The organism is Acetobacter sp. AC2005 (assembly GCF_037901235.1).
GTDB lineage: Bacteria > Pseudomonadota > Alphaproteobacteria > Acetobacterales > Acetobacteraceae > Acetobacter > Acetobacter oryzoeni.
Genome location: NZ_CP149625.1, coordinates 60,680 through 80,677, shown reverse-complemented (window position 1 = coordinate 80,677; position 19,998 = coordinate 60,680). Strand labels below are relative to the sequence as shown.

Annotated in this window: 20 protein-coding genes; 13 read left to right on the top strand and 7 right to left on the bottom strand. The window is 54.8% G+C overall.

The window, feature by feature from the left end; all coding sequences use genetic code 11:
• Positions 1–39: 39 nt before the first annotated feature.
• Positions 40–918 carry a universal stress protein gene (locus QQM41_RS00405; protein ID WP_087651355.1) on the bottom strand — a complete coding sequence of 293 codons (879 nt, stop codon included), beginning with the start codon at positions 916–918 and terminating at the stop codon, positions 40–42.
• Positions 919–971: 53 nt separating this feature from the next.
• Positions 972–1,652 carry a pyridoxamine 5'-phosphate oxidase gene (gene pdxH / locus QQM41_RS00400; RefSeq protein ID WP_196332546.1) on the bottom strand — a complete coding sequence of 227 codons (681 nt, stop codon included), beginning with the start codon at positions 1,650–1,652 and terminating at the stop codon, positions 972–974.
• Positions 1,653–1,798: 146 nt separating this feature from the next.
• Here pdxH and fabI point away from each other — a divergent pair, with 146 nt between their 5' ends.
• Together fabI and aroC are read left to right on the top strand one after the other, a co-directional pair.
• Positions 1,799–2,638, top strand: a complete 840-nt coding sequence (gene fabI, locus QQM41_RS00395; protein WP_003623523.1) for an enoyl-ACP reductase FabI — start codon at positions 1,799–1,801, stop codon at positions 2,636–2,638.
• A 9-nt stretch (positions 2,639–2,647) separates the two neighbouring features.
• Positions 2,648–3,718: a chorismate synthase gene (aroC, locus tag QQM41_RS00390; RefSeq protein WP_003623525.1), complete on the top strand. Its 1,071-nt coding sequence runs from the start codon at positions 2,648–2,650 to the stop codon at positions 3,716–3,718.
• Positions 3,719–3,737: 19 nt separating this feature from the next.
• Here the strand turns inward: aroC and QQM41_RS00385 are convergent, their stop codons facing one another.
• A complete protein-coding gene (locus tag QQM41_RS00385; protein WP_003623526.1) occupies positions 3,738–4,172 on the bottom strand; it encodes an OsmC family protein in 435 nt (144 codons plus the stop codon).
• A 287-nt stretch (positions 4,173–4,459) separates the two neighbouring features.
• On the opposite strand from QQM41_RS00385, the gene QQM41_RS00380 reads away from it, so the two are divergent.
• Positions 4,460–5,959, top strand: a complete 1,500-nt coding sequence (locus tag QQM41_RS00380; protein WP_408874568.1) for a malate:quinone oxidoreductase — start codon at positions 4,460–4,462, stop codon at positions 5,957–5,959.
• Between the two features lie 49 nt (positions 5,960–6,008).
• Here QQM41_RS00380 and QQM41_RS00375 read toward each other — a convergent pair whose 3' ends face one another.
• Genes QQM41_RS00375 through bioB form a run of 4 tightly spaced genes read right to left on the bottom strand, consistent with a single transcriptional unit; the run spans position 6,009 to position 8,957 of the window.
• Positions 6,009–6,557 carry a 6-carboxytetrahydropterin synthase gene (locus QQM41_RS00375; protein WP_339077427.1) on the bottom strand — a complete coding sequence of 183 codons (549 nt, stop codon included), beginning with the start codon at positions 6,555–6,557 and terminating at the stop codon, positions 6,009–6,011.
• On the bottom strand, positions 6,550–7,290 hold the full coding sequence (queC, locus tag QQM41_RS00370) for a 7-cyano-7-deazaguanine synthase QueC (protein WP_339077426.1): 741 nt from the start codon (positions 7,288–7,290) through the stop codon (positions 6,550–6,552). Before queC ends, QQM41_RS00375 begins: the two co-directional genes overlap by 8 nt.
• Positions 7,291–7,292: 2 nt before the next feature.
• A complete protein-coding gene (gene queE / locus QQM41_RS00365) occupies positions 7,293–7,943 on the bottom strand; it encodes a 7-carboxy-7-deazaguanine synthase (RefSeq protein WP_339077425.1) in 651 nt (216 codons plus the stop codon).
• A gap of 3 nt (positions 7,944–7,946) precedes the next feature.
• A complete protein-coding gene (gene bioB / locus QQM41_RS00360; RefSeq protein WP_339077424.1) occupies positions 7,947–8,957 on the bottom strand; it encodes a biotin synthase BioB in 1,011 nt (336 codons plus the stop codon).
• Between the two features lie 169 nt (positions 8,958–9,126).
• Between bioB and QQM41_RS00355 the strand changes: the two genes are divergently transcribed.
• From QQM41_RS00355 to QQM41_RS00310, 10 genes are all read left to right on the top strand, one after another.
• Entirely contained in the window at positions 9,127–9,402 is a 276-nt protein-coding gene (locus QQM41_RS00355; RefSeq protein WP_087651354.1) for a DUF333 domain-containing protein, read from the top strand.
• A gap of 322 nt (positions 9,403–9,724) precedes the next feature.
• The gene (locus tag QQM41_RS00350; RefSeq protein ID WP_339077423.1) at positions 9,725–10,489 is read left to right on the top strand and encodes a phosphoadenylyl-sulfate reductase; all 765 of its coding nucleotides are present in this window, start codon (positions 9,725–9,727) and stop codon (positions 10,487–10,489) included.
• A gap of 64 nt (positions 10,490–10,553) precedes the next feature.
• On the top strand, positions 10,554–11,348 hold the full coding sequence (gene cysD / locus QQM41_RS00345; RefSeq protein WP_050819711.1) for a sulfate adenylyltransferase subunit CysD: 795 nt from the start codon (positions 10,554–10,556) through the stop codon (positions 11,346–11,348).
• Between the two features lie 28 nt (positions 11,349–11,376).
• On the top strand, positions 11,377–13,257 hold the full coding sequence (gene cysC / locus QQM41_RS00340; RefSeq protein WP_050819712.1) for an adenylyl-sulfate kinase: 1,881 nt from the start codon (positions 11,377–11,379) through the stop codon (positions 13,255–13,257).
• A 191-nt stretch (positions 13,258–13,448) separates the two neighbouring features.
• Complete coding sequence (locus QQM41_RS00335; protein ID WP_003628795.1) at positions 13,449–13,790, top strand: DUF2849 domain-containing protein; 342 nt, start codon at positions 13,449–13,451, stop codon at positions 13,788–13,790.
• A 33-nt stretch (positions 13,791–13,823) separates the two neighbouring features.
• Complete coding sequence (locus tag QQM41_RS00330) at positions 13,824–15,515, top strand: nitrite/sulfite reductase (RefSeq protein WP_124295353.1); 1,692 nt, start codon at positions 13,824–13,826, stop codon at positions 15,513–15,515.
• Positions 15,502–15,990, top strand: a complete 489-nt coding sequence (locus QQM41_RS00325; protein WP_012812882.1) for a DUF934 domain-containing protein — start codon at positions 15,502–15,504, stop codon at positions 15,988–15,990. Before QQM41_RS00330 ends, QQM41_RS00325 begins: the two co-directional genes overlap by 14 nt.
• Positions 15,991–16,005: 15 nt before the next feature.
• The gene (locus tag QQM41_RS00320; protein ID WP_339077422.1) at positions 16,006–18,030 is read left to right on the top strand and encodes a glycosyltransferase N-terminal domain-containing protein; all 2,025 of its coding nucleotides are present in this window, start codon (positions 16,006–16,008) and stop codon (positions 18,028–18,030) included.
• Positions 18,024–19,019, top strand: a complete 996-nt coding sequence (lpxK, locus tag QQM41_RS00315) for a tetraacyldisaccharide 4'-kinase (protein WP_339077421.1) — start codon at positions 18,024–18,026, stop codon at positions 19,017–19,019. The genes QQM41_RS00320 and lpxK overlap by 7 nt, the downstream gene beginning before the upstream one ends.
• Complete coding sequence (locus QQM41_RS00310; protein WP_339077420.1) at positions 19,016–19,939, top strand: lauroyl acyltransferase; 924 nt, start codon at positions 19,016–19,018, stop codon at positions 19,937–19,939. The genes lpxK and QQM41_RS00310 overlap by 4 nt, the downstream gene beginning before the upstream one ends.
• Positions 19,940–19,998: the final 59 nt, after the last annotated feature.

The following is a 19,998-nucleotide window of genomic DNA, read 5'->3' as shown; positions in this document are numbered from 1 at the left end:
GAGGGTTTGTTTTGGCAAACCCTCTGCACGTTTTGGGCCTTAGCGGCTCATCAGCACCGTAATGTCGGCATGTTCCAGCGTATAACGGGTAACACCCCCCAGAATGAGCTGGCGTAGGCGAGAGTGCGAATAAGCACCCATGGCCAGCATGTCGGCATTAAAGTCTTTACACGCAGCTTCCAGCCCCTTGCCCACATCTCGGTCCACGGGTGGGAACTCCACACAATCCGCCGTAATGCCGTGAATGGCCAGATAATCCACCACGTCCTGCGCGGTGGGGCCGCGGCGCTGGTAATCTCCACAGTGCAGCACGCGTACGGCATCTGCGGTTAATGCCCATGCCAGAGCGCCACGCAGAGCGGACGAGGCCTCTGCCGTGCCGTTCCATGCAATGCAAACACGCTTGATAAGCCCTTTGGGCGGTGTGCGCGGGGCAATAACCACCGGGCGTCCGCTATCAAACAGAACGGCATGCAGGGTTTCGGAAGATGAAACAGCATCACCTGAATCGGGGTGCGGCACAAGCGTGAAGTCAGACAAGCGTGCCTGCGCAGGCACAATTTCACTTTCCGCACCGCGTAGAATGTTAAAGCTGATGGTTGGCGTATCCATCGGGAAGGGGCCGCGTGGTGGCACCACCTGAATATCTGGATGCGCTGCCACAAAGCGTTCAAACAGGGCGTGCACTTCATGCGCATGGCGTGCGCCTTCGTGCTCGGCAGAGCGCATCAGGTCTTCCACCATAGCGCCGGAAAGGCCTTCACCAGCCAGCGGCGCCATTTCCCGCCCATCTGGGCGAATGTGCAGCACAGCCAGATGAGCGCCAAAGCGGCGGGCAAAGTTATAGCCTCGGATCAGTGCGGCTTCAGCATTGGATGTGCTGGGAAGCGGCAGCAGAATTTTACGAACATCTTTCATTCTTATTTTTCTCCGCTGTCTTTTAAAATAATACGTTTCAAGTGGCTGTGCGCTTACGGATATAAACGCGTAACATCCCAATCGTTTCCATTACGTGCCCATACAGCGCGATCATGCAAGCGGAAGCGCCGTTCCTGCCAGAACTCAAAATATTCCGGGTTTACCCGGTAGCCAGACCAGTTGGCCGGGCGGGGAATAGGGTCTTGCGGGTATGCTTCTTCCGCCTGTTTCAGGCGTTCTTCAAATACGGCGCGGTCTGCCAGCGGGCGGGATTGATCCGATGCCACAGCACCGAGGCGGGAAACACGGCTCCGACTCGCAAAATATGCATCGGCTTCTTCCGGTGTTACGGGGGTAACAGCCCCTTCAATCCGAATCTGGCGGCGCAAACTTTTCCAGTGAAACAGCAGGGCTACGTGCGGGTTTTCTTCCAGCTCACGCCCCTTGCGGCTGTGCGTGTTGGTATAAAACACAAACCCTTTATGGTCTGCCCCTTTAAGCAACACAATGCGGGCCGATGGTCTGCCATCCCGCGTGGCGGTGGCCAGCACCATGGCGTTGGGGTCGTTCACCTCTGTCTTTTCCGCCTCCTTCATCCATGTTTCAAACAGCGTAAACGGGTTGGCTGCCAGATCAATCAGAGGCTGGCTGTCTAATGGGAGGGCTGCGGGAGAAGGTGAGGTTTCCGTCATGCTCGGACTCAATTCGTGTTCGTTTACGTCAAGCTGCGGCATTGCAGCTTGACGCCTGTTATCATACTCCTACGTTCACCGGGTTTGAAGCATGTGTGTCGCTTTGCTCTTGTTTCAATAGCGCGTGTATGCGACCAACCAGCGAACATTCGGATATTTGAACAACAGAAAATAGGTTGAGGTCACGCATGTCTTCTCCCAACGCCACATTGCCTGCTCAGGGAACGCTCATGAAGGGCAAGAAGGGTCTGGTAATGGGTGTCGCTAATGATCGTTCCATTGCATGGGGCATTGCCTCCGCCGTTGCGGCACAGGGTGGGGAGCTTGCGTTTACATATCAGGGCGAAGCTCTGGGCAAGCGCGTGCAGCCTTTGGCAGAAAGCGTAGGCTCCAGCCTGGTTCTGCCTTGCGATGTTACAGATGACGCCGCCATTGATGCTGCTTTTGCCACCATTGAAAAAGAATGGGGTGAGCTGGACTTTGTGGTGCACGCCATTGGTTGGGCAGACAAACAGTTCCTGCGTGGGCGCTATGTTGATACCCCGCGTGAAGCGTTTTTGAAGGCGCTGGATATTTCCTGCTATTCCTTCACGGCTGTTGCGCAGCGCGCTTCCAAGCTGATGAAAAATGGCGGCTCCTTGCTGACCCTGAGCTATCTCGGTGCAGAACGGGTGATGCCGCATTACAACGTGATGGGCATTGCCAAGGCTGCGTTGGAAGCTTCTGTGCGGTATATGGCAACAGATCTGGGGCGTGATGGCATCCGCGTAAACGCTATTTCCGCAGGTCCGATCAAAACCCTTGCCGCCAACGGCATTGGGGATTTCCGCTACATTCTGAAGTGGAACCAGTACAACTCACCGCTCGAACGCAACGTGGCGTTGGAAGAAGTGGGTGGCGCTGGCCTGTATATGGTGTCTGATCTTTCATCCGGCGTAACGGGTGAAGTGCACCATGTGGATTGCGGCTACCATGTTGTGGGCATGAAAAACCCAACTGCTCCTGATATTTCTGTAGCTGGGGACTGAGGGCGCGCCGTGTCTTACAATACCTTCGGACAGCTTTTCCGTGTAACCACTTGGGGTGAAAGCCACGGCCCGGCCATTGGCTGTGTTGTGGATGGATGCCCGCCACGTCTGGCGCTTACAGAAGCAGATATTCAGCCGTTTCTGGATAAGCGCAAGCCGGGGCAATCCGCTTTTACCACGCAGCGTAAAGAGCCGGATCAGGTGCGTATTCTGTCTGGCGTGTTCGAAGGGCAGACAACAGGCACGCCTATCTCTCTGATGATCGAAAACACAGATCAGCGCTCGCGCGATTACGGCGATATTGCCCGCACATATCGCCCCGGCCATGCTGATCTGACGTATGATCTGAAATACGGCATCCGTGATTACCGTGGTGGCGGACGTTCCTCTGCGCGTGAAACGGCTTGCCGTGTGGCCGCAGGCGCTGTGGCCCGCAAGATTTTGGGCGATGGCGTGCGTATTCGTGCCGCGCTGGTGCAGCTTGGCCCGCATGATATCGACCGCACGCGTTGGGATTGGGAAGAGGTAAACCGCAACCCCTTTTTCTGCCCAGATGCCGGTGTGGTGGCGGAATGGGAAGAATATCTTGCGGGTATTCGCAAGGCGGGATCTTCCATTGGTGCCGTGATTGAGGTTGTGGCTGAGGGTGTGCCCGCCGGTTTGGGTGCCCCCGTTTATGGCAAGCTGGATTCAGATCTGGCTGCTGCTCTTATGAGCATCAATGCCGTAAAAGGTGTTGAAATTGGAGATGGCTTTGCTTCTGCATCCCTCACGGGGCAGGAAAATGCAGATCCGTTGTATATGCGAGATGGCAAGCTGACTTTTGGAGCCAACCACGCAGGTGGTATTTTGGGCGGTATTTCCAGCGGCCAGCCTATTGTGGCCCGCTTTGCGGTTAAGCCAACCAGCTCCATGCTCACGCCGGTTCCATCCATCACAACCGATGGCAAGGAAACGGAAGTGATTACCAAAGGCCGGCATGACCCATGTGTGGGTATTCGTGCCGTACCAGTGGGTGAAGCCATGATGGCCTGCGTGTTGGCAGACCATCTAATGCGCCACCGGGCACAGGTGGGCTAAAAGCCCACCCATCCACCTTTTAGTCTAGCAGAGTGGCTTCCAAGGTAATGGAGGCCCCTTTGAACAGTTTGGAAACCGGGCAGCCTTCCTTGGCTTTTGTAGCCAGTTTTTCAAACTGATCCGCGGTTGCGCCCGGAATACGCGCCTTAAGGGTGAGGTTGACTTTATCTATTTCAAACCCACCATCCTTTTTGTTCAGGCTCACGTCTGCGCGTGTATCAATGGCAGAAGCAGTCAGCCCCGCTTCACCCAGAATGAGCGAAAAAGCCATGGAAAAACAGGCGGCATGGGCAGCGCCCAAAAGCTCTTCCGGGTTGGAACCGGGCTTGCCTTCAAAGCGGGTGTTAAAGCCGTAAGGTTGGTCTTTTAAGGCTCCACTTTCGGTGGAAATTGTGCCTTTACCTTCCTTGATGGAACCTTCCCAATGTGCGGAACCGTATTTGATAATGCTCATACCCAAACCTTTTCATTTATGTGTGAATGTTAGAAAACCATCCTAACGGTTAGCAGCCCAAACGCTCTTACGGGGGAATGGTTCAGGAAAAGCAGCCATGCTCTCGCAGAGATGAGCAGGCGAGAGCGCAACGATGTGCCTATAATGCTTTCCAGTTAAAGGCCTGCCGCGCGCGCATACTTCTTTCTTGCATGCAAAAGAAGTTGGGGGCATGTGCAGGTATGGATCCAGCCCTGCCAGCATGTAAGGTGCAAAAGGCAGATACGGCTGACAATGCGGAGACCACGATGAGTTCCACCACGACCGATACCGCTTCTTCTGTTGATGTCGTCCTGATCGGTGGGGGCGTCATGAGCGCCACGCTGGGAACCCTGCTGCGGCAGCTTCAGCCGGACTGGAGCATCAGCATTTTTGAACGCCTGGATAGCGTGGCGGAAGAAAGCTCCAACGCCTGGAACAACGCCGGCACAGGCCATTCTGCTTTGTGTGAGCTAAACTACACGCCACAGCAGGCAGATGGCAGCGTTGATATCTCCAAGGCTATCAACGTAAACGAGCAGTTTCAGGTTTCCCGCCAGTTCTGGACGTATCTGGTTGAGCAGAACATTCTGGCTTCTGCGCGAGATTTTCTGACCCCTGTGCCACATATGAGCTTTGTGTGGGGGGATAAAAACGTATCCTTCCTGCAAGCGCGTTATAAGGCGCTGAGTGAGCACCCGCTGTTTTCCGGCATGGAGTTTACGCAGGATCAGGCACAGATTGCGCAGTGGGCGCCACTGATTATGCGCAACCGCCCCGCGGGGCAAAATCTGGCTGTCACGCGCAGCCTGCGCGGCACGGATGTAAACTTTGGTGCACTCACGCGCTTGCTGTTTACCTATCTGGTCAGCACGCCAGCCTGCACATTGCACACCAAGCACGAGGTGCATGATATCCGCCGTGATGCAGATGGCCGCTGGGTTATCAAGGTACAGGATACGCGCCTGAATACGGAACGTGAGGTTAAGGCGCGGTTTGTCTTTATCGGTGGTGGTGGTGGTGCTCTGCCGCTGTTGCAGAAAACGGGTATCCCGGAATCTCGCGGTGTGGGTGGCTTCCCGGTTAGCGGGCAGTTCCTGCGTTGCACCAACCCGGACCTGATTGCACAGCACCATGCCAAGATTTACGGTAAGGCTTCTGTTGGTGCACCGCCCATGTCTGTTCCGCATCTGGATACACGCATGATAGACGGCACCCCAGCGCTGCTGTTTGGCCCATATGCGGGCTTTTCTACCCGGTTCCTGAAAAATGGTTCCTTAATGGATCTGCCGCGTTCCATTCGGGCAAGCAACATCAGCGCCATGCTGGCTGTGGCCCGTGATAACTGGCCGCTTACCAAGTATCTGATCGAACAGGTCATGCAGTCCCACAATGATCGGATCAAGGCGCTGCGGGACTTTATTCCCGATGCGCAGGCCAAGGATTGGGAACTGGTTGTGGCTGGCCAGCGCGTGCAGATTATCAAGAAAGACGCCAAAAAAGGCGGTGTTCTGCAATTTGGTACGGAAGTTATTTCCAGCGCAGATGGATCTGTAGCTGCACTTCTGGGAGCTTCTCCGGGTGCATCAACTGCCGCCCCAATTATGCTGACAGTTCTGAAAAAGTGCTTTGCCAGCAAGCTGCCTGAGTGGGAAGAAAAGCTGAAGCAGATTATCCCATCTTACGACCAGAAACTGGCAGATAATCCGACACTCTGTGCGCAGCTATTTGATAAAACCACCAGTGTTCTGGGGCTGAAAGAAGCCTGATACTGCATAGAGCCTGCCAGTGATTACGGCAGGCTCTTATTGCGTTTTATCAGATAAAGGTAACCGGGCTATTGGTGTCGGATATGCTCATATCCGCCCGGTTCCACCAGCAATTTTCTGGCGGTCGTGGGGCAGGGATAAACTCTGCCGGATTACCGGAAAAAGAGACTGTGTTGGTGGGTGTTTCCTGAATACTCAGTTCAGAACACCATAGCAGGCCGCCTTCTGCTGCCAGAAAGGCGTTGATCTTGGCCATAAGCAGGCAGACCATCAATTCTGTGGTGGGGTCTCCCGGCGTAATGACAATACGGGCCGCGCGGGCTGGCTCGTTGGTTTGAAACCACGCCAGCAATGGATCATCCTCTGCAAGTTGTAGGGCGTGATCCAGCTTTTCATCTACAAACCGATGCCATGTGCTTTTGGCTTTCTGGAAGGAAACCGGCATGTTGCCTTTGCCATCCAGCGGCGCAAAAGATGTGGGTTTCAGGCGTACGGTTACAAACTCATTATGGCCGTGGGGCAGGGCGCAGCTTTCACTCGCACCATGAATAAGCCGATGGCCCATGGAAAAACGGCGGGTAAAAACAAGATCAGGCATGTGTCTGTGTGCCTTTTTTGTGGGCTGCGTAGTCATCCCACCCAGATTTGCGCAGTTGGCAGGCGGGGCAGGTGCCGCACCCATGCCCCCATGCATGCAATGTGCCGCGCTCTCCCAAATAACAGGTGTGGCTTTCTTTGTTGATCAGCTCAACAAGCGGTTGCCCGCCAAGCTCTTCCGCCAGTTCCCATGTCTCGGCTTTATCCAGCCACATCAAGGGAGTGTGCAGAACGTAGCGGGATTCCATGCCAAGGTTGAGCGCAACCTGTAGGGCCTTGATGGTATCATCCCGGCAATCCGGGTAGCCCGAATAATCAGTTTCGCACACGCCGGTAACAATGTGCTTAATGCCACGCCGTGCCGCCAAAGCAGCCGCAAAAGTGAGAAAAATCAGATTTCGGCCCGGCACAAATGTATTGGGCAGGCCGTTTTCTGCCATGCTGATTTCAGCATCTCGCGTTAAGGATGTTTCAGAAACCTCGCCCAGCGCGTGCAAGGGCAGGGTGTGGTCTTCTCCCAAGCGTTCAGCCCAGACGGGATTCTGTCGCGCAAGCCCTTGGCGAATACTGGCACGGCATTCCAGCTCAACCGCATGGCGCTGGCCGTAATCAAACCCCAGTGTTTCTACGCGCCCATAGCGTTCCAGCGCCCATGCCAGACAGGTTGCAGAATCTTGGCCACCAGAGAAAAGAACAAGGGCAGATTCCTGTTTATCACGGGCAGGAAGGGGCATGATTAGGGTATTCCGATAAGCTTGTGGGTCTGCAGTGAAAGCCCCCATAAAGGGTGCGCCAGACAGTATTCAATAGCGGCCTGCGTGTTGGCGGCCTGTTGCGGCCCATCCATAGGCTGAAGCCAGAAATGTTGGAAATCAAGATTTTCCAGAGTGGCAGGGTCAATGCCCGGCTGCGGGAATACGAGCTTCAACTCAGTTCCCGTTTTTTGCACCAGCTCAGCTCCGGCTTTGGGGCTGATGCATAGCCAGTCTATGCCTGCGGGCGCGGTTACTGTGCCGTTGCTTTCCACTGCAATGCTAAAGCCTTGGGCATGCATGGCGTCTATCAAGGCGGTATCAAGCTGGAGCAGGGGTTCACCCCCTGTAAAAACAACCAGTTTTTGACCGGTTGCTTTTGCATCCTGCGTAGGCTGCGGCCAGAAACTGGCAATGGTTGCTGCCAGTTCGGCCGCATTTTCAAACTTGCCGCCGTTTACGCCATCTGTGCCGATAAAATCGGTATCGCAAAATTGACAGATGGCTTTAGCCCGATCTTCCTCCCGCCCAGACCAGAGGTTGCAGCCCGTAAAACGGCAGAAAACAGCCGTACGACCAGCCTGTCCACCTTCACCCTGAAGGGTAAGGAAAATTTCTTTAACCGAATATGTCATGAATTATGCAGAAGGCAGGCTAATGCCTGTTGTGTGCATACCAAGCTTATCCAGCAGGGCTCTGTCACGCGTGGCCTGTGGGTTGGGGGTGGTCAGCAGGCGTTCACCATAGAAGATGGAGTTGGCGCCAGCCAAAAAGCAGAGTGCCTGTGTTTCATCACTCATGTTTTCACGGCCAGCGGCAAGGCGCACACGGCTTTTGGGCATGGTAATGCGTGCAGCGGCAATCATGCGCACAAAATCAAGCGGTTCTACTTCGTCCGCTTTGGCCAGTGGTGTGCCTTCCACCTTAACCAGCAGATTGATCGGCACGCTTTCAGGATGTGCGGGCAGGGTGGCGAGGGCGGTAATCAGACCAGCGCGATCCGATTCATTTTCACCCAACCCCACAATGCCGCCGCAGCACACATTGATGCCAGCATCCCGCACGTTGGAAAGCGTATCCAGCCGTTCCTGATAGGTACGGGTGCTGATGATTTCCCCATAATATTCGGGGGAAGTATCCAGATTGTGGTTGTAGTAATCCAGCCCGGCATCATGCAATTTATGGGCCTGCGCATTATCCAGCATGCCTAGCGTGACACAGGTTTCCATGCCCAGTTGCTTTACGCCTTCAATCATGGCGCACACGGTATCCAGATCACGCTCCTTGGGGGAGCGCCAGGCCGCACCCATGCAAAAACGGCTGGCCCCAGCGGCCTTGGCTTTTTTGGCTTCGGTCAACACGGCTTCAACAGCCATCAGCTTATCTGCCTTTACGCCTTGTTCATGCTTGGCGCTTTGTGGGCAGTAGGCGCAATCTTCCGGGCAGCCACCCGTTTTGATGGAAAGTAGCGTGGAAATCTGGATTTCCGTGGGGTCAAACGTAGCGCGATGCAGGGTTTGCGCTCGAAACATCAGTTCAGGAAACGGCAGGTTAAGCAGAGCCTGAACTTCTGCGACCGTCCAATCATGGCGGACTTCCGAAGAGGAGGTGACAGAAGAGTGAGCGAGCGGGGAAGAACCATCAGGCATGGAGTGCAAACCGAACCAGATTTATAGAGAAGGAAAGTGATTTATAGCCTTTTTATCGCAGTAAGGCCAGTTTTCACGTTGCGTGTTAAAGACATATTCAGGGCTATACGCCATACTAAATGTTTATAATTCAGCTTGTCATGATGCGGCTGGAATGAAGGAGAACAAAATGTCTGCAAAAAAAGGCGTTTCCGGCGCGGTTCTTGCTGTTGCAATTACCGGACTTCTGGGTGGTTGTCATGAACAGCATGAAGAAAATGCCAACCGTGCGGTACGGCCGTTGCGGATGCCAAATCCGGCTGCAGTCTATTGTATCAAGAAAGGCGGCACGCTGAGCACCGAAAGCACAGACAAGGGGCAGATCAGCTACTGCCATCTGCCAGACGGCAGCGTGATGGAAGAATGGGAACTGTTCCGCAGGGACAATCCAGCGCCCAAAAAGTGATCTGATCGATCGAACATGATTTTTGGCCCGATGCAGAGCGTTTTGACCCGTGAGGGGGCTTTGCATCGGGTATTTTGAGCGCTTTAGGCAATAGGGTGGATCAATTTCAGGATTTTAGGGCGTTAGAATGAGCGTGTGAAAGCATGCGGTGTGGATATGATGGATCGACCGGAGTATTTTCGAAACGGCCATAAATTGTATAAGATATATTATGCCAACAAAACGCACTATAAAACATGAGTGCGTGAGGGATCGCTTATATAACTATTCATTATGATGGTTAATTTGGGAATGTGACCATTGATGCGTTGAATTTTGGGTTGTGGGTTCCTTATTATATCTGTATCACGTCGTTAATTACATTTTCTGTCATACGGGTTTGTGTGTAGTGACCGCTCTTTCTGATGATACAGCGACCATAGCAAAGCAGCTTGTGCCTGTGCAGGAGAACCCAGTTCTGCTGCTGCGCAAGGCAAGTGAGCTTTTGGGAGACAGATTGGCTGTTCTCTCCTCTTTCGGGGCGGAATCTGCGCTGCTTCTGGCAATGGTGGCAGAGGCCGATCCGGCCATGAAAGTGCTATTTCTGAATACCGGAAAACACTTCCCGCAAACCCTCGAATATCGGCGGAATTTGGCGGATTTTCTGCATCTTTCCAACGTTCAGGATGTAGCGCCCCAGCCCCAGCAGGTCGAAAATCGAGATCCTACCGGGGAATTATGGGCGTTTGATCCTGATGCCTGCTGCGCCTTGCGCAAGGTGGAGCCCCTAAAAGTGGCCTCTCTGCCCTATGAGGCATTGGTGACCGGGCGTAAGCGTGGGCAGGCCGTTACAAGATCTACGCTGGAAATTGTGGAATTACGAGAAGATGGGCAGCTACGGCTTAACCCTCTTGCATTTTGGAGTGCGGAAGACATTACGCAGGAAATGCAGCGCCGGGGGCTGCCTCCTCACCCGTTGGTGGCGGAAGGCTATCTTTCCATCGGCTGCGCCCCGTGCACGCAACCCGTCAATGGTGAGCAGGATGCACGGGCCGGACGCTGGGCCGGGTTGAACAAAACCGAATGCGGTATCCACATCAAACACTAACGGGTTTTGGCTGATTTTACCCTCAGCCGCATCGTGTCATACACAGGGTTACGGAAACGGAAACATGGATCATCTTGATCAACTCGAAGCTCAGAGCGTTTTCATTCTGAGAGAAGCGTACAGAAAGCTCAAACCTCTGGCCATGCTGTGGTCTTTGGGTAAAGATTCCAATGTGATGGTCTGGCTGGCCAAAAAGGCGTTTCTGGGCCGGGTTCCCTTCCCTGTCATGCATGTTGATACCGGCAAGAAGTTCCCGGAAATGTACAAATTCCGCGATGAATACGCCAAAAAGTGGGACCTCAACCTACTGCTGGGCGAGTGCCCGCCGGTAGAAGATATGGACCCCTCCCTGCCTCCTGCTGCCCGTTCTGCTGCCCGTAAAACGGCAGGTCTTGCCGCCATGATCGAAAAGCACAAGTTGCAGGGCGTTATTGCCGGTATCCGCCGTGATGAGCAGGGCACACGCGCCAAGGAACGTGTTTTCAGCCCGCGTGGTGCTAGCCATAAATGGGATATCCGCAACCAGCCGCCCGAATTCTGGGATCAGTACGCAACGCCGCACGAAGAAGGCATGCACATTCGCGTGCATCCGCTGCTGGCTTGGCGTGAAATCGATATCTGGCGCTATATCGAGCGTGAAGGCATTCCGCTGGTTGATCTGTATTTCGCTAAAAACGGCAAGCGTTACCGCTCCTTGGGTGATTCAGACATCACCTTCCCGGTAGAAAGCAACGCTTCCACTCTGGCGGAAGTGATTGAAGAACTGGAAACAACCAAAACATCTGAACGCGCAGGCCGCGCAATGGATCATGAATCCGAAGATGCTTTTGAACGCCTGCGTGTGGCGGGTTACCTCTGATTACGGCGTGGACTGGAAATAGAATATCATGAGCGAAAAAGTTTATTCATCTCAGGATGCCGCCACGCCAATCGTGATTGTGGGGCATGTTGACCACGGCAAATCCACCCTTATTGGGCGTTTGCTGCACGATACGGACAGCCTTCAGGATGGCAAGGTTGCCCAGATTATTGAATCATCCAAAAAGCGTGGCCTGAAGATTGAGTGGAGCTTCCTGCTGGACTCCCTTCAGATCGAGCGCGATCAGGGCGTTACGGTTGATTCCACCCGTATTCCGTTCCGTTTGGGCCAGCGCGAATTTGTCATTGTGGATGCACCGGGACACCGCCAGTTCCTGCGTAACATGATTACAGGAGCCGCCGATGCAGAAGCCGCCGTGCTGGTGGTGGATGCGCAGGAAGGTGCGCGTGAACAGACACGCCGCCATGCCATGCTTTTGCACCTTATCGGCATTCGCCACGTTATTGTGCTGCTGAACAAGGTGGATCTGCTTGATTTCGATCAGGCCAAGGTGGAAGCGGTCGAAAAATCCGTAACGGAACTGCTGAACAAGCTGGGGCTAGAAGCTGCTCTGTTTGTTCCGGCTTCTGCGCGTGATGGTGATAACATTGCCAGCCGCTCAGAACGCTCTCCGTGGTATAAAGGCCCTACGCTCACAGAAGCTCTGGCCAGCGTGCCCTCACCCGCTTCCCGTTCCGAACTGGCGCTGCGCCTGCCCGTGCAGGATGTGTATCGTTTTGATAACACCCGCTATGTGGCTGGCCGTGTTGAGCGTGGCCGTGTACGTGTGGGCGATACGGTTATTATCGGCACGCAAAAAACCCCTGCCCGCATTGCTTCGATTGAAAGCTGGCATACGGCACCGCATGTGTCTGCCTCTGCCGGGCAGTCCATTGCAGTAACGCTGGAACCAGACGTTATTCCCGATCGTGGTGACTTGTTGCACCATGCCGATGCTGCGCCTATGGAAGCCTCCCGCGTGCGGGTGCGTCTGTTCTGGCTGCGTCAGGAACCGCTGCGTGTGGGTGAGCATTTCCGCCTGCGTCTGGCCACGGCAGAACATGCCGTTACCGTGACGGCTATTGATAAAGTGGTAGATCTGGATGATCTGACAGAACATCCCGGCACCGAAGTTCCGCCCGAAGGCTTTGCGGAAATCGTGCTGTCTGCGGCAGAAAACATTCAGTTTGACCCGTTCACCCCCGGTACAACGGATGGCCGCGGTGTGTTGGTTGACCGCCAGCAGCGTATTGTGGGTGGTGCGCCCATTATTGGCCCAGCCAGCATTGCAGATGGTGAAAAGGTTATTCACCCAAGTGCCAGCACCGTTACCGTGCAGGACCGTGAACGCGCCAAGGGCCATAAAGGCTCTGTGTTCTGGCTGACAGGCCTGTCTGGCTCTGGCAAAAGCACGCTGGCCCGTGCGGCAGAAACCCGCCTGTTTGCAGATGGTGTGGATGTGACCGTGCTGGATGGTGATACGCTACGTGCTGGGCTGTGCAAGGATCTGGGCTTTTCTGAAGCGGATCGGACAGAAAACGTGCGCCGGGCTGCGGAAGTGGCACGCCTGCTGCGTGATGCTGGTCAGGTTGTGATTGTGGCTCTGATCTCCCCACTGCGTTCTGATCGCGATCTGGCCCGCCAGATTATTGGGGACGGGTTTGAGGAAGTGTTTGTAGATGCCGATCTTGGCACCTGCGAACAGCGTGACCCCAAAGGCCTGTATGCAGCCGCCCGTGCAGGAAAAATCAGCGGCTTTACGGGCATTGATGCCCCGTATGAAGCCCCTGCCGCACCTGCTCTGCGGCTGGTAACAGGTAAGGATAGCGTAGAAGCAGCCACAAAAACGCTAGTGACTTTTGTAGAAGACACCGTGCGTAACAAAACGGGTGCTCGCGCGCAGTCCTGATTGCGTTCTGGTTTGATAAGGCGGGTGTAAAATACCCGCCTTATTTGCCCTTGCAGGTGGTTGTTAAGAGCATATGTGTATCTTGAGGTGCCGGGGGTGCTTCAAGATACGTTTTTGATTCGTGGTATATTGATATTCTCGCATCTGTTGTGTAATTCTGAACCTGCACACGGGGCAGAAAGGGATAAGCGTTGGATCGGAGAAATAATCGGCGGGATGAACAGGGGCTGAGCGTTGTTACAGCCAACCGTCTGCTTGATGGGCGTATTGTATGGTTGGATGCGCAAGGTAAGTGGCAGCTTTTTATCCAGCAGGCGCATCCTTTCCCCAATGCGGAAATGGAACAGGTTCTGGCCCGCCAGAACGCAAAAGCTGCCGCGGATGAAGTGGTTGGGGTGTATGGTGTACAGGTCGAGCAAACATCGTCTGGCCTGCTGCCCATAACCACGCGGGAGCGTATTCGTGCCCTTGGGCCAAGCGTTCATGCCGAATTCACACCTGCATGGCAGGCTGCGCAACACGCCAGCGCCTGATACCAGCAGAGCAAGACGGACACAGTTAAAGCCATGTCTTATTCCACCCAGCCTGCCCTTCCGGTTGGCCGTTACGCGTATGATGATGTTGATCGTACGTTTCTCAAGCAGCGTGTTGAGCAGTTTCGGGATCAGGTTCAGCGTCGTATCGCTGGGGAGTTGACCGAAGAAGAGTTCAAACCCCTGCGGTTGATGAACGGCCTGTACCTTCAGTTGCATGCCTATATGCTGCGTGTGGCCATTCCCTATGGCACGCTCAGCTCTTCCCAGATGCGCGCCTTGGCACATATCGCCAGAACGTATGATCGGGATTACGGGCACTTTACCACACGGCAGAATATCCAGTTCAACTGGATCAAGCTGGAAGATACGCCCGATATCCTGAACGTGCTGGCTGATGCAGAAATGCACGCCATTCAAACCAGCGGTAACTGCATCCGTAATGTTACGTCAGACCAGTTTGCTGGCGCTGCGGCGGATGAGGTGCTGGATCCGCGCGTGCATGCTGAAATCTTGCGTCAGTGGTCCACCCTGCACCCGGAATTCACGTTCCTGCCGCGTAAGTTCAAGATTGCCATTTCTGGCAGCAAGCAGGACCGCGTTGCTGCACGCTTTCATGATATCGGCCTGCTGGCCCGTAAGGGTGAAAACGGTCGTGCCGTGTTTGAAGTGTACGTTGGCGGTGGCTTGGGCCGCACCCCTATTGTGGGTGTAAAGCTGCGTGATGACCTGCCAGAAGAAGACCTGATTGCGTATCTGGAAGCCGTGCTGCGTGTTTATAACGAATACGGCCGGCGCGATAATATGTACAAGGCCCGTATCAAGATACTGGTGCAGGCTTTGGGCGCAGAGGCTTTTCTGGCCAAGGTAAACGCAGAATTTGCGGCTATGGATCGGGCGCGCTATCGCCTGCCAGCAGAAATTGTTGCGGCCATTCAGGCCCGTTTTGGCACGCCAGAGTTTCAGGCAGAAAATGGCGCGGCAGATGCTTTGGCTGCCCAACAGAAAGCCGATGCGCAATTTGATGCATGGGTGCGCACCAACACGCATGCTCACAAACAGCCCGGCTACGCATGCGTTACCATATCCTGCAAGCCGGTTGGCGGAATTCCGGGGGATGTAACATCTGCCCAGATGGATCTGCTGGCTGATCTGGCAGATAAATACAGCTTTGGTGAACTGCGCATTACGCATTTGCAGAATGTGGTTCTGGGCCATGTGCGCCAGGATGCGCTGCATGAATTGTGGCAGATCCTTAAGGCAAACGGGCTGGGCACGGCCAATATCGAGATGGTGACAGACATTATTGCCTGCCCCGGTCTGGATTATTGCGCACTGGCCAATGCGCGTTCCATTCCCATTGCGCAAAAGCTAAGCGAACGCTTTGGAGATGCCACACTCCAGCAGGAAATTGGCAACCTGCGTTTGAATATCTCTGGCTGCATCAATGCCTGCGGGCACCATCATGCGGGCCATATCGGTATTCTGGGGGTTGATAAACGGGGTGAGGAAGCATTCCAGATCACTCTGGGTGGCAGCGCGATGGAAGATGCCTCTGTCGGGCAGATTCTGGGCTCTGCACTTTCTGAAGATGAAACGGTTGATGCCGTGGCGCGGATCATAGATACATATCTGGCCCAGCGTGAGGCCGGAGAACGGTTTATTGATACGTGCCGCCGTCTTGGCACAGCCCCCTTCAAGGATGCAGCTTATGCCCCTGTTTGAAAACGGCCAGATTATTGAAGATACATGGCTGATCGCACAGGATGATCAGCCATTGCCGGAAGGTGATGTGCTGGTGCCGCTGGCGCGTCTGGCAGAAGGTTTGGGCCGTAATGGCAATGGGCGTCTGGGCGTTCTGCTCAAGCAGGATGAACAGGTGGAAGACCTGAAAGCCGCCCTGCCCCGGCTTGATGTTGTGTGCCTGACATTCCCCATTTTCCGTGATGGACGGGCCTTCACGCAGGCGCGCAGCTTACGTGAACATCTGCATTATGCGGGAAAAATTCGTGTAACCGGGCATTTCCTGCCCGATCAATACGAATTCCTGCTGCGTTGCGGGGTTGATCAGGTGGTTATTCCTGAAGGCAGCAAGATTGATGTGTGGGAAAAAGCGCATCATCGCTTCACCATCGCCTATCAGCCTTCTGTGTTGAACGAAAAGCCGGAAGGCTTTGCGTTCAGGAGATTTCTCTCCTAATCAGGCTGCGTGATTATGCTGCGCGTCCTGAAGACAGATTGCAAAAATATGGCCCGCAAGGCTGGCGTATGGAGTTTACGCCAGTACTTGGGGTTTGCCCTTAAAACAACGCGATGGACATTTCGGGTAAACGAACAGGCATGGCCGCTGTTAACCAGCCAGAACGGGCAAACAGCGGTTGTAGCTTTCTGGCACGAAATATTGCCCCTTACACCAGCCTTGTGGTGGTGGGCTGAACCTCAAAACCCCCATATCCGCCTACGTGTGCTGATAAGCCGCAACCGTGATGGCCGCATGATTGCAGATGTGGTGGCCCCGTGGCGTATCTGGTCCATTGCCGGATCATCAGATTCCAAAGGAAAAAACAAAGGTGGGGCCGCAGCTCTCAGGCGGATGCGCGCAAGCTTGCGCAATGCCACCCTTGTTGCCATTACGCCCGATGGCCCGCGTGGCCCGCGCCGGCAGGCGCAGCAGGGCACGCTGGCCCTTGCCAAACTGGCAGGCAAACCGATTGTGCTGGTGGGTGCAACATGCACAGGCATACGGCTGAAAACATGGGATAAGATGATTTTCCCCTTGCCTTTTGGGCACGGCACCATGGCCTGTGCGCCTCCTATAGATATGCAGCGGCATAATCAGGAAGAAGGCAGCGGCGGCGAAACATTTACCCAAAAGTTGGAACACGCGCTGGATAACATGATGCATCTTGCGCAACAGCCTTCCAGCATGTCTTCTCCTGCAGGCTACTCGCAGGAAAAGGTGGCCCTTAGCCCGCTTTCCCTTATGCCTTCGCGCGTGTGGCAGGTGGCGGCTACGGTTCTTTCCCCTGCTCTGCCCTTTTTTCTGAGATGGCGGCAAACCAAGGGAAAGGAAATTCCATCCCGCGTGCGGGAAAAAATGGGTTTTCCTTCACGCTCTCGGGGTAACGCTAATCTGATATGGTTCCACGCCGCCAGTGTGGGAGAAACCGTTTCTATCCTGCCACTTGTTTGCGCATGTCTGGCGCAGAAAACAGATTTTCAAGTGCTGGTTACAACTGGCACGGTTACGGCTGCGCGGCTATTGGCGCAGCGTCTTACGCACCCGCGTGTGGTACATCAGTTCATGCCGCTGGACGTACCGCGTTGGGGCAAGCGCTTTTTAGATTACTGGCAGCCAAAAGCCGCTGTTTTTACGGAAAGCGAATTATGGCCCAACATGCTGGGGCTGTGCCATACGCGTAATATTCCCGTCATGCTGGTTAATGGCCGTATGTCTGCATCTTCCTTTAAGGGGTGGCAGCGTATGGGGCGTGTGGCGCGGCGGATGCTGGAGCGTTTTGCATGGGTTTCCGCGCGCTCGGATGAAGATGCCCAGCGCCTGAAACAACTGGGCGCCACCAAGCTGCTTGAAACGGGAGACCTGAAAACCGCAGCCCCCTCTTTGCCGGTGGATGAGGCTGAATTGGCGCGTCTGAAAGAACGTTTGGCAGGCCGCAGGATTTTTGCTGCGGTTTCCACCCATCAGGGTGAAGAACAGCAGATTGCGCAGGCTGCCAAGCTGATCCGGCGAGATTACCCGGATGTGCTGGTTCTGGTTATTCCGCGCCATCCAGAGCGCGGGGCAGATTTAAGTGTGATGCTGGGCTATGTACCGCGCCGTGGTGCCGGGCAAATGCCTACAGAAGATGATCTGCTTTGGGTGTGCGATACGCTGGGTGAATTGGGGCTGTTTTTCCGTCTGGCATCGTGCGTGTTTATTGGCAACAGTCTGCCCGGTGTATTGGGTGGTGGTGGCGGACATAATCCGTACGAGCCTGCTCGGTTAGGATGTGCCATTGCATCTGGCCCATTGGTGCAGAACTTTGTAGATGCCTTTGCGCACATGGCCACAGGCATTACAATTGTAAGCACTGCGCAGGAACTGGCTGCATGGGTGCGAGATATGTTCACAAATCCTGGCAAACGGCAGCAGCTTGCAGATAATGTGCAGCGCATTGCTACGGCCAATGCAGATCTGCCAGAACGTCTGGCAAAGCATATTCTAGCGCAGATATGGTAAGGCTGCGTGCCCCTGCGTTTTGGAGCCAGCCTTCTGCCAAAATAAGGCCGCTCCTGTTATCTCCTTTTTCTGCCATTGTGGCGGCAATAACCGCACGTAAACAGCGCCAGATGGGCTGGGCGGCACCGGTGCCCGTGTTGTGTTGCGGGAATATTTCTGTAGGCGGCACAGGTAAAACTACGGTGGTGCTGGATCTGGCATCTCGCCTGCTCCAGCGGGGCAAAACCCCTCACATCCTCACGCGCGGATACGGTGGGCGCCTACGCACCACAACACAGGTAAACCCTGCACAACACACCGCGCAGGATGTGGGGGATGAACCCTTGTTGCTGGCACAGCTTTGCCCTGTATGGGTTGGGGCAGACCGTGCAGCTTCTGCGCGTATGGCTGTGGCTGCTGGCGCGGATTGCCTGTTGATGGATGATGGCTTTCAAAATCCATCCCTTCACAAAAATCTCTCCTTGCTGGTGGTGGATGGTGGTGTTGGCTTGGGTAATGGCCATGTTTTGCCAGCCGGCCCGTTAAGGGAGCAGCCAGTGCAGGCCTTTGCGCGGGCACAGGCTACAGTTTTGATCGGGCCGGATAAAACAGGCTTTCAGGAACGATTTGGCAAAATGGCACCGCATCTTATGCGGGCAGAACTTCGGCAGTCTGATACGGTTAGAATGTTGCAAGGGCAGCGTTGTGTGGCGTTTGCCGGGTTGGGGCGGCCAGAAAAGTTTTTTGAAGGGCTTAAAAACTGCAATGTTGCATTAGCGCAGACCGTAGCCTTTCCTGATCATTATTTTTATAAACAACAGGATTTGGCGCGTCTGGCAGACATGGCTGTTTCTCTGCAGGCGCGTTTGGTGACAACACCCAAGGATGCCGTGCGTTTGCCTGAATACTTCCGCCAGAAAGTGATAACCGTAGGTGTAGAACTGGTATGGCAGGACCCTGCTGCACCAGAAGTCTTGCTGGACCAGTTTTTGAACGGGGCAGCAGAATGAGCAGCAAAGCCCTCACCGCTGCCTTGCTGCAGGCAGAGGCTCTTTTAGCAAGCGGTTTGCTGAAGTTTCTGACATGGCTTGGCCCTGCCACCGCATCCAATGTTGCGGGGAATGTCTGCCGTTTTATTGGCCCTAAACTGCCGGTTTCTAATGTGGCATATCGCAATCTGGAACTCGCTATGCCAGAGCTCAGCCCTCAGCAGCGCCGCCAGATTGTGCATGGTGTGTGGGAAAATCTGGGCCGCACGGTGGGGGAACTGCCTCATATTGCGGCCTTGCAGGAAAACACACCTTCTGGCCCGGGGTTTGAGGTTCAGGGAGCTGAGTATCTGGAGGAGCAGGCGCGCAAGGGTGGGTCTGTTCTGTTTGTATCTGGCCATATCGGAAATTGGGAAATGCTGCCCCCCGGAGTAGCCCGGCATGGCACGCCTTTTGCCTCTTTCTACCGGGCCGCAGGCAATCCGCTGATAGATGGCATGATCCGCCGTTTGCGTGATAAAGCCATGGGCAACACGCCTGTGCCATTGTTTGCCAAAGGCGCCAAAGGTGCGCGTGAGGCACTCTCTTATGTCTCCAAGGGAGGCAGGCTGGGTATGCTGGTTGACCAGAAAATGAATGACGGCATTGAGGTCTCATTCTTTGGTCGCCCAGCCATGACAGCTCCTGCCCTTGCCGCCATGGCGTTGCGTTATCGCTGCCCGGTTATTCCTGGCTATGTGGAACGCCTTGGCCCTGCCCGTTTGCGTATTGTGGTTGAGCCACCGCTGGATTTGCCGGATACGGGAGACCGCAAGCAAGATCTGCACACATTGGCGCAGATGATCAATGATCGCCTTGAAACATGGATAAGGCGCAAGCCAGAAAGCTGGCTGTGGTTACACCGGCGTTGGCCCAAGGAACTTTATAAGCGCAAGGCCTAGTTTTTTGGGTGTGTGCATGTAAGGCATGGGCCGAATGCAGGCCTGCGCGCTCGTCTTGC